Below are 13037 nucleotides of genomic sequence, written 5' to 3'. Positions count from 1 at the left end.
TCCCGTCACAGCCCGTACGCCGGCCGCCGTCCCGTTCCGCGCGCCGGCCGTCCGTCAGCGTCCGGCCGAGGCGGCGCCGAACTCGTCGACCAGGGCGGTGCAGAAGGCGTCGAGGTCGTCGGGCCTGCGGCTGGTGATGAGCGTGCCGGGCGCCGCGCGGCAGACCCGTACGTCCTCGTCGACCCAGGTGGCGCCGGCGTTGCGCAGGTCGGTCGCGAGGCTGGGCCAGGACGTCACGGTCCTGCCCCCGACCGTGCCGGCCTCGACGAGCGTCCAGGGCGCGTGGCAGATCGCCGCCACCGGCCGCCCGGCGCGGAAGAAGCCCTGGACGAAGGCGACCGCGCGCGCGTCCATGCGCAGGGCGTCGGGGTTGGCGACGCCGCCCGGCAGCACCAGGGCGTCGTAGGCGTCCGGTCCGGCGGTACCGACCACGTCGTCGACGGGGAAGGTGTCCGCCTTGTCGAGGTGGTGGAACGCCTGGACCCGGCCGTCCTCGGTCGACACGAGGCGCGGCTGCCAGCCCTGGTCCTGCACGGCGTGCCACGGCTTCTCCAGCTCGACCTGCTCGACGCCTTCCGGCGCCACGAGAAACGCCACCCTCATCGTCGTCACGTCCCTTCCGCGGGGGTGACGCCCGTCAGACGCCCGCTCCGCCCGCGTACGGCGCCTGCCCCTTCGGGAGCAGGGCAAACAGCCGTATGATCGAGGACGCGTCGGCCCCGGCCGTCACCCCCTGACGAGACAGGCGAGGACGTGCACGTGCACAGGACCGTCACCGAACTCGCGGACGGCCGCGAGCTCATCTACTACGACAGCGAGCCCGGCCGGGACCGCGGGGCCGAGGACCGGCGCCCGCTGGACCGGGTCGAGAGCACCCCGGAGCTCCGCCGGGACCCGGCCACCGGCGACTGGGTCACCATCGCCGCCCACCGGCAGTCCCGCACCTACCACCCGCCGGCGGACGCCTGCCCCCTGTGCCCCTCCCGGGACGGCCGGCAGAGCGAGATCCCGGCCGCCGACTACGAGGTGGCCGTCTTCGAGAACCGCTTCCCGTCCCTCTCCGGCGAGGCGGGCCGCTGCGAGGTGGTCTGCTTCACGCCCGAGCACGACGCCGGCTTCGCCGATCTCACGCCCGAGCGGGTCGGCCTGGTCCTGGACGCCTGGACCGACCGCACCGCCGAGCTGTCCGCCCGCCCCGGCGTGCGGCAGGTGTACTGCTTCGAGAACCGCGGCGCGGAGATCGGCGTGACGCTGGCCCACCCGCACGGCCAGATCTACGCCTTCTCCACCACCACCCCGCGGACCGCCAAGCACCTCGCCGCCGCGTCCGCGCACCGCGCCCGCACCGGGCGCAACCTCTTCGAGGACATCCTCGCGGAGGCCCGCGCGGCCACCGAACGCGTGGTCCTCGCCGGGGAGCACTGGACTGCCTTCGTCCCGTACGCCGCGCGCTGGCCGTACGAGGTCCACCTCCACCCGCACCGCAGGGTCCCCGATCTGACCCGGCTCGGCGAGGCGGAGCGCGCCGAGTTCCCCGGCCTGTACCTGGACCTGCTGCGCCGCTTCGACCGGCTCTTCGGGCTGGCCGCGCCCACCCCCTACATCGCGGCCTGGCACCAGGCACCGCTCGCCGGGGGCGAGGAACTCGCCCTGCACCTAGAGCTGTTCACCGTCCGGCGGACCGCGGACAAGCTCAAGTACACGGCGGGGACCGAAGCCGGCATGGACGCCTTCATGAACGACGTGACGCCCGAGGCGGCGGCTCGGCGGCTGCGGGAGGTCCTGTGACCGGGAGCGGGACCGAAGCGGCGGCCGCGGCACAAGCAGCCTCCGTGCGCCGGGAGTTCGAGCGGATCCACGGCCGCGCCCCCGACGGGGTGTGGGCCGCCCCGGGCCGGGTCAACCTCATCGGCGAGCACACCGACTACAACGACGGCTTCGCGCTCCCGATGGCGCTGCCGCAGACCACCGTCCTGGCGGCCCGCCGCCGCGGGGACGGGCTGCTGCGGCTGCACAGCGCCCAGGGCGACGGCCGGATCACCGAGCTCGCGGTGGCGGACCTCGTCCCCGGCGCGGTCGGCGGCTGGGCCCGCTACCCCGCCGGGGTGGTCTGGGCGCTGCGCGAGAGGGGCCTGCCCGTGGGCGGCGCCGACGTGCACCTGGACAGCACCGTGCCCACGGGCGCCGGCCTGTCGTCCTCCGCGGCCCTCGAGTGCGCGGTGGCCGTGGCCTACGACGAGCTGTACGCGCTGCGGCTCTCGCGGCCCGAGCTGGCGCGCCTGGCCCAGTACGCCGAGAACGCCTTCGCCGGCGTGCCGTGCGGAGTCATGGACCAGATGGCCTCGGTCTGCTGCGCGGAGGGCGGCGCCCTGCACCTCGACAGCCGCAGCCTGGAGGTCCGGCAGGTCCCGTTCGACCTCACCGGGCACGGACTGCGCCTGCTGGTGCTCGACACCCGGGTCGCGCACGACCTCGCCGACGGGGCGTACGCGGCGCGGCGCGCGGGGTGCGAGAGGGCGGCGGGCCTGCTGGGCCTGCCCGCCCTGCGGGACCTCTCCGAGTCGGAGCTGCCGGGCGCCCTGGCGGGGCTGCCCGACGCGCTCGCGCCGCTGGTCCGGCACGTGGTCACCGAGAACGCCCGGGTCGGGCGGGCCGTCGCACGGCTGGCGGCGGGCGAACCGGAGGCTCTGGGGCCGCTGCTGACGGCCGGGCACGCCTCCCTGCGGGACGACTACCGGGTCTCCTGCCCGGAGACCGACCTCGCGGTGGAGGCCGCCGTCGGGGCGGGGGCCCTGGGCGCCCGGATGACCGGCGGCGGCTTCGGCGGCTCCGTGATCGCGCTGGTCACGGCCGCGGACGCCGAGACCGTGGCCGCGGCCGTGACGGCCGCCTTCGCCGCGGCGGGTTTCGGGGCCCCGGCCGTACTGGAGGCCGTGCCGTCGGCGGGGGCCCGCCGCATCGGCTGACCGGCGCGCCCGGCGCCGGGAAGGGCCCGGGGGCGCTCTTCTAGGATCTGCACCATGGCGACACGACTTGTGCAGATCAACATGAAGGCCCTGGACGACTCCGCGCTCGGGCGGTTCTGGGCGGAGGCACTCGGGTGGGGTGTCGACAGCGAGGGACCCGGCGTGACGAACCTCGAGCCGGTCGGCTTCTCCTACCCCGATCCCTCGGCCGTCTGCATCGACCTCATCGCCCGCCCGGAGCCCAAGACGGCGAAGAACCGGGTACACCTCGACCTGGCCACCACCTCGGCCGCCCATCAGGCGCAACTGGTCTCGCGTCTGCGGGACTTGGGCGCGACGCTCGCCGACATCGGTCAGGGCGACGTCCCCTGGACGGTCATGGCCGATCCGGAGGGCAACGAGTTCTGCGTCCTGGAGCCCCGTCCGCTCTACCGGGACACCGGGCCGATCGCCGCGGTGGTGGTGGACTGCGCCGACCCCCGGGCGATGGCCCGGTTCTGGGACGAGGCGATGGACTGGAAGCTCCACGAGGTCGGCGACGACCAGGCGAGCCTGCGATCCGCCCAGGGGGTGGGCCCCTACCTGGAGTTCGTCCGCACGCCCGACACCAAGACGGTGTGGAACCGCGTCCACCTCGACATCAGCCCCTACCGCGGTGACGACCCGGCGGCGGAGGGGGCGCGACTGCGCGCCCTGGGCGCCACCGATCCCGGCATCGACCAGTCCGGGATCTCCTGGACGATCCTGGCCGACCCGGAGGGCAACGAGTTCTGCCTCCTCAGCCCGCGCTGAGCAGGGGGGCCGGGCCGCCCTCCGTCCAGTCCGGGGGGAGGGCGGCGAGGGCGTCGCCGACGGCGGCGCCCCGCAGGAAGGCGGAGCCGTGGCCCGCGGTGATGCGGACGCCGGCGCCGTCCCAGGTGACGGGTACCAGCCGGGTCAGTCCGGGGGCGGGCCGCACGGAACCCGTCACGGGTACGCGCGGCAGCGGGTCGAGGTCCCGGCCGCAGAGGCCCGCGACGAGCGGGCCGAGGAGCGTGTGGGCGGCGACCAGGGCCGCGTACGGATTCCCGGGCAGTCCCACCACCCAGCGGCCGGAGGGGAGTTCGGCGAGCAGCATCGGGTGGCCGGGGCGGCAGGCGACCGTGTCGACGACCATCCGGGCCCCGGCCTCGGCGAGCAGCCGGCGCAGCTGGTCGGTGGCGCCGGCGGAGGTGGAGCCGGTGACCGCCACGACCTCGGTGTCCCGTGTGCCGTGCACGGCCGCGGCCAGTGACCCCGCCGGCCGGTCGCGGACGTGCCGTACCCCGCGGCACTCGCCGCCCAGTACGGCGACCAGGGCGGGCAGGGCCGGTCCGAGGGCGTCACGCACCCGTCCCGGACCGGGCGGGCCCGCGTGGTCCAGTTCGTCGCCGGTGACCAGGACCCGGATCCGGGGCGCGGGCCGTACCGGCAGGGTGTCGTGGCCGCACGACGCGGCGAGCCCGAGCAGGGCCGGGCCGATCCGGGTGCCCGCCGGGACGAGAGTGCTGCCGGCCGGGGCGTCCTCGCCCGCCCGCCGGATGTGTCGGCCCGGCGGCATCACGGGTCCGGCGACCAGGCCGTCGGCGCCGGACAGGGCCGCTTCCACCGGGAGTACGGCGTGCGTTCCCGCCGGAACCTGCGCTCCGGTGGAGATCTCCGCGCACTCCCCCGCGCCGAGCGCACCCTCCCACACCGATCCCGCCCGGACGGCTCCGCGGATCCGCCAGGGGCCGGTACCCGCCACCGCGTAGCCGTCCATGGCGGCCGTGTCGAAGGCCGGCAGCGGCCGCGGGGTGCGCAGGGCCTCGGCCAGCGTGAGCCCGGCGGCGTCCGCGAGCGGCACCGTACGGGCTGCCGACGGCCGCGGCGCCCCGTGGGCGAGCGTCCGGGCCCGCTCCCAGGGCAGTTCCCGGTGCCGCGGTGGCGCGGCCGGTACGGGCACGGGCACGGGCAGGGTGGGCGTGGCGGCGGCGGTCGCGGTCGCGGGAGGCATGGGACGACTGTCGTCGCCCGGCGTTTCGGGGCGCCGCCGGGAGGGTTGCCGCGGCGCACCGAACCCCTCACGGCACAGGTGGCGACCGTGTGAGTCACCCGCCCGACCGCCCGCCTCGTCAGGGCTCCGGGCCGGGTCAGGCGTCGAGGGGCTGCCAGGCAGGACCGCGTCCGTCCCTGCGGACGCGTCCGAACACCACGTCCGCGACGTGGACGCCGAAGCCGATCGTCCCGGGCTCGGCCAGCTCGGCGACGAGGCGACGGCGGTGCTCGGCGGTCCGGGCGGGGTCATGGTCGAAACCCGAGGACCACTCGGGGTGGTCGACTGGGATCGGCGAGTGCAGGGCGTCGCCGAAGGCGATCAGCCGCCGCCCGGGCCGTCACCTCCGGCTGAGGTGTTCGGTGCGGTCCTTCTCGGTGGCGACGGCGGAGGCGGAGACGAGGGTCGCACCGGCGAGGCTGCCCCAGAGAGCCGCCGGGCCGTGGGGTGCGAGAGCGGTGATGACCGCCGGGGAGACGGCGAGGCCGAAGCCGGTGGAGAGCTCGAAGCGGGCGAGGACCCGGCCGAGGGCGTGGGCCGGGGCGAGGGCGGTGACCAGCGCCGTGGCACTGCCGGCATAGACGATCTCGCCAAGGGTGCAGACCACGGACACCGCAGCGACGGCCGGGGCGCCCCAGCCGGCCCCCAGCGAGGTGGCCGCGAGGAACCCGAGGTAGGACACGGCGAGTACCACGCCGCCGAGGGCCAGTACGGTCCGCCGGGGGAAGCGGGACATCCACACGGTGACCGGTACCTGAAGGGTGACCACGAGCACCGTGTTGGCCACGAAGACGGCCGCCGACCACACCGGGGAGGCGTGCAGTTGCGTCACCAGCACCAGGGGGAGCGCGATCTCGGGGACGTTGAGACAGAAGACGTAGACCACGTTGGCGGCCAGCAGCGCGCGCATACGGGGCGCGGGCCCCTCGGCAGCGCCCTCGGCCGGGGCGGCGGCGGGACGCGCGTGCAGGTGGACCGACCATGCCAGGGCCGCCGCGGCGAGGTAGGCGATCCCGGTGGCGGCCGCCATCGCCTGGAGGGCCGTGGCGCCGCCGGCCAGGCAGGCGGTGGCGAGGAGCCCGCCCGCGCCCAGGCCCGCGTTGCGCAGGGCGCGGCCCGCCGCGAGGGCGGTGTCGCGTTCGCGGCCGTGGGCGACCGTGGCGACCAGCGCCGCGTGGGCTGCCGGCCAGGCCTGGTTGCCGATGCCGAGGAACAGCGCCGCCCCCGCGAACGGCCAGACGTGCCCGGCCGGGGTGGCCAGCAGCAGCGCCACTCCCAGGGCCCGCACCAGCATCGACGCCGCCACGACCGTGCTGCGTGCGCCCCGGTCGAGCCACCGGCCCACCGAGGGCATGCACACCAGGCCGACGACGATGCCGGCCGTCATGGCGATGCCGGTCGCCGGAGCCGAAAGCCGCAGCACCATCACCCCGTAGAGGAGCAGGAAGGGCCGCAGCAGGCCGGTGCCGAGCGCGTCCACGACAAGGGCGACGGCATAGCGGGGGCCTCCGGAGGCCCGGACCAGGGCGCGGGGCCGGATCCTGGTGGTGGTTTCCATGGCGTCACCCTGCGGTCGGCCGCCGGGCCGGGCACGCGGGTTGACGGACATCGTCAACCCGCTGACGAGAAGGGCCGTCCCGTCGGAGATCCTGGGCGGGTGACGTTGAGGATCGACATCGGCGGCCTGCCGGCCGGACGGCTGCGGTTCGCCGCTTCCCCGCTGGCCGAACTGACCGCGATGCTGCACGTGCTGGCCGAGCCGGAGCACCATCCGCAGCTCGCGGACTGGGCCGGTGAGGTGTGGGCCGGGATACCACCGGAGCTGGCCGAGCGCCTGCGGGAGGCGGACTTCCTCTGGCGTTCCTCACAGGCCGACTTCCTGCTCCCCGCCCGGCCCCGGCCGACCCTCGCCGAGGAGTTGGACGATGTGGACCGGATCGACGACGAGAGGTACGTGACGGCGGCGCTCGTCACCACCTGCGGCAGCAACCGGGTCCGGTTCGGGGCGCCTTCGCCGCTGACCGACCGGGCCGCGCGGGAGCGCGCCCTGGATCTGGCCCAGGCCCGCGGGGTACGGCAGGAGGCCTTCGCGGCACGGCTGCTCGCGGATCCGTCCGCCGTACGGGCCCGCGTGCGCGACACCCTCGAACAGTGCGCCGAGGCCTTCTTCGACGCCGCCTGGGCGGATGTCGCCGTACGGCTCGCCACCGACCTGCGCGTGAAGAACGACCTGCTCAGGCGGCACGGGACGGGTGCGGCTCTCGACGCGGTCTCCGGCGCGGTCTCCTTGGCACCGGACGGCGAGCACATCGTCGTGGACAAGCTCCCGGACAAGGCGACCACCGCCCACGGCACCGGAGTCACCTTCATCCCCAGCGCCTTCGGCGGCCCGCACCTGGCAGTGGTGCACGCCCCCGGCTGGCAGCCGGTGGTGCAGTACCCGGTCGCGGAGCCGGACCCGTCGGAGCCGGTGTCGCTGGAGACGGTCACGCTCCGGCTGGAGGCCCTCGCACATCCGGTACGGCTGCGGCTGCTGCGCACCCTGGCCCGCGGCCCGCACACCACCCGGGAACTGGCCCACGCCTGGGAGCTCTCCCCGCCGGAGGTGTCCCGTCACCTCGCCGTACTGCGCCGCGCCGGCCTGCTCACGGCCCGGCGGCGCGGCCGCTACGTCCGCTACACCCTCAACCTTCCCGACCTGACGGCGCTGGGCGCCGACCTGCTGGCGGCCGTACTGCGCTGAGCGGCCGCGGGCGGGGCCGCCGACGGGGCGCAGGCACGGACCTGGACAGTGTGGCGCAGGTCACGCCACCCTCCCTGTCACACCGGCGGTGGCACCGGTGTCTTGTGCCCGGAAGCCGACAACGAGAGAACGGGGAACCCACCATGACCGAGAACACCGAAGTCATCGTGATCGGCGGCGGATACGCCGGCGTCATGGCCGCCAACCGCCTGACGCAGCGCGCCGACGTGACCGTGACGCTGGTCAACCCGCGCCCGTCCTTCGTCGAGCGGATCCGGCTGCACCAGCTGGTAGGCGGATCCAGCGAGGCGGTCATCGACTACGCGGACGTCCTGGGCCGGGGCGTCCGCCTGCTGGTCGACTCCGTGACGGGGATCGACGCGGCCGCGCGCCGCGTGACGCTGGCGTCGGGCGGCACGGCTGCCTACGACTACCTGGTCTACGCCGTGGGCAGCGGCAGCGCCGACCCGGGTGTGCCGGGGGCCGCGGAGTTCTCCTACCCGATCAACAGCCTGGAGGAGGCGCAGCGGCTGCGGCCGGTGCTCGTGGCCGCGCCCGCGACGGCGGCGGTGACGGTGGTCGGGGCGGGTCCGACCGGTATCGAGACCGCCGCCGAACTGGCGGAGCAGGGCCGGGCGGTGACCCTGGTCTGCGGCGGGGTGCTCGGCCCGTACCTGCACGCCCGGGGCCGGCGCTCGGTCGCCCGGCGGCTGGCCGCGCTCGATGTGACCGTGGTGGAAGGGCCGGGCGCGAAGGTCACGGCCGTGACCCGTGACGCCGTGCGTCTGAGTGACGGCCGCGAACTGCCCAGCGACGTGACCGTCTGGACGGCCGGCTTCGGCGTGCCGGACCTGGCCGCACGCAGCGGGCTGAGCACCGACGCCGTGGGGCGCCTGCTCACCGACGAGACGCTGACCAGCGTGGACGACGACCGCATCATCGCGGCCGGCGACTCGGCGGCCCCCTCGGACCTGCCACTGCGGATGAGCTGCCAGGCGGCGATCCCGCTGGGCGCGCGGGCCGCCGACACGGTGCTCAGCCGGATCGCGGGCGAGCGGCCCGCCCCCCTCAACGCGGTGTTCGCGGGCCAGTGCATCAGCCTCGGCCGCCGCGCGGGCATCTTCCAGTTCGCCCGCCGCCACGACGTCGCGGTCCGCTTCCACATCGCCGGCCGCCCCGGTGCGAAGCTCAAGGAGTTCATCTGCCAGGGCATCGCCAAGCACCTGGCCGGCGAGGCCCGGGAGCCCGGCTCGTACGGTCTCCACCGCGTCTCGGGCGGCAGCAAGCGGCGTGAACTCCTCGCTGCGGCCCCGGAAACCACTGGCACGGACGGCCTGCGGACGGCAAAACTGCTCCGGTGAACAGCATGCCCCCGGCGCCCGGCCCGCTCCCCCTGCCCGCACCGGACCTGCAGGTGCCGGACCTGCCGACACCGGACCCCCGTAGCTGGGGCACCGCTCCGGACTTCGCGGCGATGCGGGCGCTAACCGCCGGGCTGGTCGTTCCGGGCAACGCGTCGATGTACGTGATGAGCGCGCTGGAGACCTCCCGCGAGCTCATCCGGTACTCGTACTACCGGTACGAGTTCGCCACCGTCGCCGTCGCACAGTCCCTGTTCGCCCTGGAGCACGTGCTCGCCGAGCGGCTTGGGTCGGACGGGCCCCTGGGGGAGTTGATCGGGCGGGCCGCCGAGGACGGGCTCTTCTCGGCCGGACTCGCCGCGGACCTCGACGACTGCCGCCTGCTGCGCGACGGGCTCACGCGGGGTGCGAGGTCGAGCGCCGCCGTGACCCCGATCAGGGCCGTCGCCCGGTGCGCGCCGTCTTCGACGCCGTCTCCCTGCTCCTCGGCCCGCCCGTCCCCGAGGAAGCGGAGCGCGGAGACCGGCTGGCCCGGCTGTACGAAGAACACAGGCGCGCTCTGTTCCCCGACGGCTTCCGCGGGGTGTCCGTCGCGGGAGTGGAGCTGATCCTCCTGGACGCCGACGTCGCCGGCCTCCTGCACACGGAGCTGACGAAAGGACTCGACGGCCACCGCACAGCCGTGCTCTGGGCGTGCATCGCCGCCCTCGACAAGGCCGTGCCCCTGATCGACGAGGAGTACTGCGCCGCGTATTTCGCGCGGCTTCGGACGCTGGCCGGACTCGCGGCGGCCCGCCACATCCCCGCGGCGATCTGAATGCCGCCTCCTCATTTTCCGGGCTTCGCCTCAGGGCTCCCCTTCAGCCGCTCGTCGAAATCCGGCTTCTGCACCGTCACGGTGGAATAGCCCGTGTGAAGGGCGCCCGCGCCTTCCTGGGGAAGGATCAGAACGGCCGGCCGCGGGGCGGTGGTGGGGGCAGCCATCGAGGTCGCCAGCAGGCCGATACCGCTGCCCACCAGCACCACGGAGGCGCCGGCCAGAGCGACACCGGCGATCCAGGAATGCTCGAACACGACGATTCTCCGATTCTCCGTCCGACAGGGCAGCCTCCCGGATTTTCCCGGGGAAGGCGTACGTCAAATACACCCCGCTCGCGCGCGGGCGTCACGCCGCGTGAAGGCGTGACTTGACGCCCTTGACCGGTCTTGTTACATGCTCCCGCGCCGGACACGAGCCCTCCTTTCCGTCTTCTGTCAAGTGACGAATGGCCGGGACTACGGCCCCTCCCCCGCCCCGACAGGGCCCTCGTCCTGGCGCACCCGGCCCTGCTGGCAGCACTGCGTTGGTGCTCCTTGCCCCGCCGGACGATGCTTGTCAGTGGGGCCCCTGGCCGTGCAGGTCCCGTGGGACAGCAGCGACGGATCTAGCGAGGGCGAGATGAGCGGCGATGGAGCAACTTCCCACCTCTCCCGGTGAGTGGCCGGAGCAGACCGATGCCGGCCAGGAGCCCGCGTACACGGCGACGGCCGCCGTCGACGAGCAGGGCGTCGTCATCGAGTGGGGTGAAGGTGCCGCCCGGCTGCTCGGCTACGCGTCCACCGAGGTGGTGGGGCGGTCCGCCGAGTTCCTGCTGGCCGATGCGGTCGGCGACGCTGCGCGCCGGATCCCGCCCGAGCAGGAGCGGTGGAGCGGGACCGTGGCGCTGCGGCACCGGGACGGCAGCCGTCTCGAGCAGGGGCTGCTCGCGCACCGCCGGACCTCCACCGGCGGCGCCACCAAGTGGTACGTGGTGTCCGCGGTGGCGGCCGGGCGGGGCGGTGACGGCTCCTCGTGGGGTGATCCGCTGCACGAGTGGTCGTTCTCCCAGTCCCCCTGCTTTCTGGCGGTCTTCGACGCGGACCTGCGGCTGGTACGGGCGAACGCGGGCATGGAGCGCACGCTGTCCCTCACGGAGTCCGAGATGGCCGGGCTGCGCCTGCCGGAGATCGCCCCGGACCCGGTGAGCGAGGAGACCGAGCAGAGGATGCGCCTGGCGCTGGAGACCGGCGAGCCCCAGCACATGGAGGCCTTCGTCCGTGCCACGGGCGTCAGCGCGGAGCACGGCTGGGCGACCTCGGTGGCCCCGCTGCGGGATCCGGACGGCCGGGTGCGCGCCGTGTGCCTCGCCGCGCACGACCGGACCGGGGCCGAGGTCGAGAAGCAGCAGATGTTCGTGCCGGACGCCGCCGGTGCGCGGATCGGGACCACCGAGGACAGCACGCGCACCGCGCAGGAACTGGCCGACGTGGCCGTCCCCCGGATCGCCGACTTCGCGGTCGTCGACCTGATCGAACCGCTTCCGCGGGGCAACGACCACGCCTCCGGCCCGCCGTCGGGGCCGGTCACCGTGTGCCGTACGGCCGTGCGCTCTGCCGTCGAGGGGAGTTCCGAGGGGCGGGTCGCGGTCGGCGAGACGGCCGTCTATCCACCGCTGTCGCCGCCCGCGCAATGCCTGGCCTCGGGTCGTGGCGCGGTGTACGCGACGACTGCCCCGGCGGTCGCCCAGTGGATGGCGCAGGACCCGGCGGCCGCCTGGCTGGGTGCGCACGGGACCCATTCGATGCTGGTGGTGCCGATGCACTCCGACGGCGTCAGCCTCGGTGTGGCCGTCTTCGGCCGCCGCCAGAGCCGGGAGCCGTTCCTTCCGCAGGACCTGAGCCTGGCCGAGGAGCTCACGGGCCGGGCGGCGGCGAGCATCCACGGCGCGCACCGGTCCGCCCGGGAACACACCAGCACCATGACGCTGCAGCGCAGCCTGCTCCCGCAGACACTGCCCGACCACCCGGCGCTGGAGACGGCCTCCCGCTACCTGCCGGCCGGTACGGAGGCGGGCGTCGGCGGCGACTGGTTCGACGTGATCCCGCTGTCGGGCGCCCGGGTGGCCCTGGTCGTGGGCGATGTCGTCGGCCACGGCATCCGTGCCTCCGCGACCATGGGGCGGCTGCGCACCGCGGTGCGCACGCTGGCCGATGTCGACCTGCCGCCCGACGAACTGCTCACCCACCTCGACGACCTGATCATCCACCTGTCCGCGGACGAGGGCGGCCGGGAGGCGGTCGACGAGAGCGCCGGGGGCATCGGTACGACCTGCCTGTACGTGGTCTACGACCCCGTCACCCGGCACTGCACGCTCGCCCGGGCCGGGCACCCGCCGCCGGCGGTGGTCTCCCCGGAGGGCTCCGTGTACCTCCTCGACGTCCCGGCGGGCCCGCCTCTGGGCCTGGGCGGCCTGCCCTTCGAGACGCTCGACGTGGACCTTCCCGAGGGCAGCGTGCTGACCCTCTACACCGACGGGCTGCTGCAGCCCCGCGAGCGGGACATCGACGAGGCGCTGGACACGATGTTCGCCGCGCTCGCCCAGCCCGCCTCCACCCTCGACACGGTCTGCGACCGGGTCCTGACGGCCCTGCTGACGCACCGCCCCGATGACGACGTGGCCCTGCTGGTCGCGCGGACACGGGCCCTGCACGCCGACAAGGTCGTCGTGTGGGACCTGACCTCCGATCCGTCCGACGTCTCCCAGGCCCGTCGGCAGACCACGGACCAGTTGGCGCAGTGGGGGCTGGAGGAGGCCTCGTTCGTCACCGAACTGCTGGTCAGCGAGCTGGTCACCAATGCGATCCGGTACGGCGAGCCGCCCATCCAGCTGCGGCTGATCCACGAGAAGGACACGCTGATCTGCGAGGTCTCCGACGCGAGCAGCACGGCACCGCACATGCGGCGGGCCCGGACCTTCGACGAGGGCGGGCGGGGCCTGCTGCTGGTGGCGCAGCTCGCCCAGCGCTGGGGCACCCGGCACGCTCCGGTCGGCAAGACGATCTGGGCGGAGCAGTCGCTCCTCGGCTTCTGAGGGCGTCCGGGCCCGGCCCCCTGG

Annotated in this window: 12 protein-coding genes and 1 pseudogene; 8 read left to right on the top strand and 5 right to left on the bottom strand. The window is 74.8% G+C overall.

Annotation, left to right across the window (positions count from 1 at the left end; translation table 11 throughout):
- Positions 1 to 54: 54 nt before the first annotated feature.
- Positions 55 to 603, bottom strand: coding sequence for a type 1 glutamine amidotransferase domain-containing protein (locus tag E6U81_RS32405; protein WP_136233608.1), 549 nt, complete (start codon positions 601 to 603; stop codon positions 55 to 57).
- 156 nt (positions 604 to 759) lie between these two features.
- On the opposite strand from E6U81_RS32405, the gene galT reads away from it, so the two are divergent.
- The 3 genes from galT to E6U81_RS32390 are packed head-to-tail and all read left to right on the top strand — an operon-like array spanning position 760 to position 3758.
- Positions 760 to 1788 carry a galactose-1-phosphate uridylyltransferase gene (gene galT, locus E6U81_RS32400; protein ID WP_136233591.1) on the top strand — a complete coding sequence of 343 codons (1029 nt, stop codon included), beginning with the start codon at positions 760 to 762 and terminating at the stop codon, positions 1786 to 1788.
- A 44-nt stretch (positions 1789 to 1832) separates the two neighbouring features.
- A complete protein-coding gene (galK, locus tag E6U81_RS32395; RefSeq protein ID WP_240804143.1) occupies positions 1833 to 2966 on the top strand; it encodes a galactokinase in 1134 nt (377 codons plus the stop codon).
- A 54-nt stretch (positions 2967 to 3020) separates the two neighbouring features.
- Complete coding sequence (locus tag E6U81_RS32390; protein ID WP_136233589.1) at positions 3021 to 3758, top strand: VOC family protein; 738 nt, start codon at positions 3021 to 3023, stop codon at positions 3756 to 3758.
- Here E6U81_RS32390 and E6U81_RS32385 read toward each other — a convergent pair.
- From E6U81_RS32385 to E6U81_RS32375, 3 genes and pseudogenes are all read right to left on the bottom strand, one after another.
- The gene (locus E6U81_RS32385) at positions 3745 to 4980 is read right to left on the bottom strand and encodes a molybdopterin molybdotransferase MoeA (RefSeq protein ID WP_136233588.1); all 1236 of its coding nucleotides are present in this window, start codon (positions 4978 to 4980) and stop codon (positions 3745 to 3747) included. The two genes, E6U81_RS32390 and E6U81_RS32385, sit on opposite strands and share 14 nt — an antisense overlap.
- A 136-nt stretch (positions 4981 to 5116) precedes the next feature.
- Positions 5117 to 5353, bottom strand: a pseudogene (locus E6U81_RS41355) (MBL fold metallo-hydrolase); the annotation flags it as partial.
- 6 nt (positions 5354 to 5359) lie between these two features.
- Positions 5360 to 6577, bottom strand: coding sequence for an MFS transporter (locus tag E6U81_RS32375; protein WP_136233587.1), 1218 nt, complete (start codon positions 6575 to 6577; stop codon positions 5360 to 5362).
- A 99-nt stretch (positions 6578 to 6676) separates the two neighbouring features.
- Here E6U81_RS32375 and E6U81_RS32370 point away from each other — a divergent pair, with 99 nt between their 5' ends.
- From E6U81_RS32370 to E6U81_RS40620, 4 genes are all read left to right on the top strand, one after another.
- Complete coding sequence (locus tag E6U81_RS32370; RefSeq protein WP_136233586.1) at positions 6677 to 7762, top strand: helix-turn-helix domain-containing protein; 1086 nt, start codon at positions 6677 to 6679, stop codon at positions 7760 to 7762.
- 143 nt (positions 7763 to 7905) lie between these two features.
- On the top strand, positions 7906 to 9123 hold the full coding sequence (locus E6U81_RS32365) for an FAD-dependent oxidoreductase (protein WP_136233585.1): 1218 nt from the start codon (positions 7906 to 7908) through the stop codon (positions 9121 to 9123).
- Positions 9120 to 9731, top strand: a complete 612-nt coding sequence (locus tag E6U81_RS32360; RefSeq protein ID WP_206310073.1) for a hypothetical protein — start codon at positions 9120 to 9122, stop codon at positions 9729 to 9731. The genes E6U81_RS32365 and E6U81_RS32360 overlap by 4 nt, the downstream gene beginning before the upstream one ends.
- Positions 9722 to 9940, top strand: coding sequence for a hypothetical protein (locus E6U81_RS40620; RefSeq protein ID WP_206310072.1), 219 nt, complete (start codon positions 9722 to 9724; stop codon positions 9938 to 9940). The genes E6U81_RS32360 and E6U81_RS40620 overlap by 10 nt, the downstream gene beginning before the upstream one ends.
- An 11-nt stretch (positions 9941 to 9951) precedes the next feature.
- Here the strand turns inward: E6U81_RS40620 and E6U81_RS32355 are convergent, their stop codons facing one another.
- Positions 9952 to 10197, bottom strand: a complete 246-nt coding sequence (locus tag E6U81_RS32355; protein WP_136233584.1) for a hypothetical protein — start codon at positions 10195 to 10197, stop codon at positions 9952 to 9954.
- 374 nt (positions 10198 to 10571) lie between these two features.
- On the opposite strand from E6U81_RS32355, the gene E6U81_RS32350 reads away from it, so the two are divergent.
- Positions 10572 to 13013, top strand: a complete 2442-nt coding sequence (locus E6U81_RS32350) for a SpoIIE family protein phosphatase (RefSeq protein ID WP_136233583.1) — start codon at positions 10572 to 10574, stop codon at positions 13011 to 13013.
- Positions 13014 to 13037: the final 24 nt, after the last annotated feature.

The sequence above is a fragment of the Streptomyces sp. A0592 genome (assembly GCF_004795115.1).
Classification (GTDB): domain Bacteria; phylum Actinomycetota; class Actinomycetes; order Streptomycetales; family Streptomycetaceae; genus Streptomyces; species Streptomyces erythrochromogenes.
This window is presented reverse-complemented; position numbering and strand designations above follow the sequence as displayed.

Excerpts from the sequence above, each read along its gene's own strand:
- E6U81_RS32405 (WP_136233608.1), bottom strand. The coding sequence starts at position 603 with ATGAGGGTGGCGTTTCTCGTGGCGCCGGAAGGCGTCGAGCAGGTCGAG.
- E6U81_RS32390 (WP_136233589.1), top strand. The coding sequence starts at position 3,021 with ATGGCGACACGACTTGTGCAGATCAACATGAAGGCCCTGGACGACTCC.
- E6U81_RS32385 (WP_136233588.1), bottom strand. The coding sequence starts at position 4,980 with ATGCCTCCCGCGACCGCGACCGCCGCCGCCACGCCCACCCTGCCCGTG.
- E6U81_RS32375 (WP_136233587.1), bottom strand. The coding sequence starts at position 6,577 with ATGGAAACCACCACCAGGATCCGGCCCCGCGCCCTGGTCCGGGCCTCC.
- E6U81_RS32365 (WP_136233585.1), top strand. The coding sequence starts at position 7,906 with ATGACCGAGAACACCGAAGTCATCGTGATCGGCGGCGGATACGCCGGC.
- E6U81_RS32350 (WP_136233583.1), top strand. The coding sequence starts at position 10,572 with ATGGAGCAACTTCCCACCTCTCCCGGTGAGTGGCCGGAGCAGACCGAT.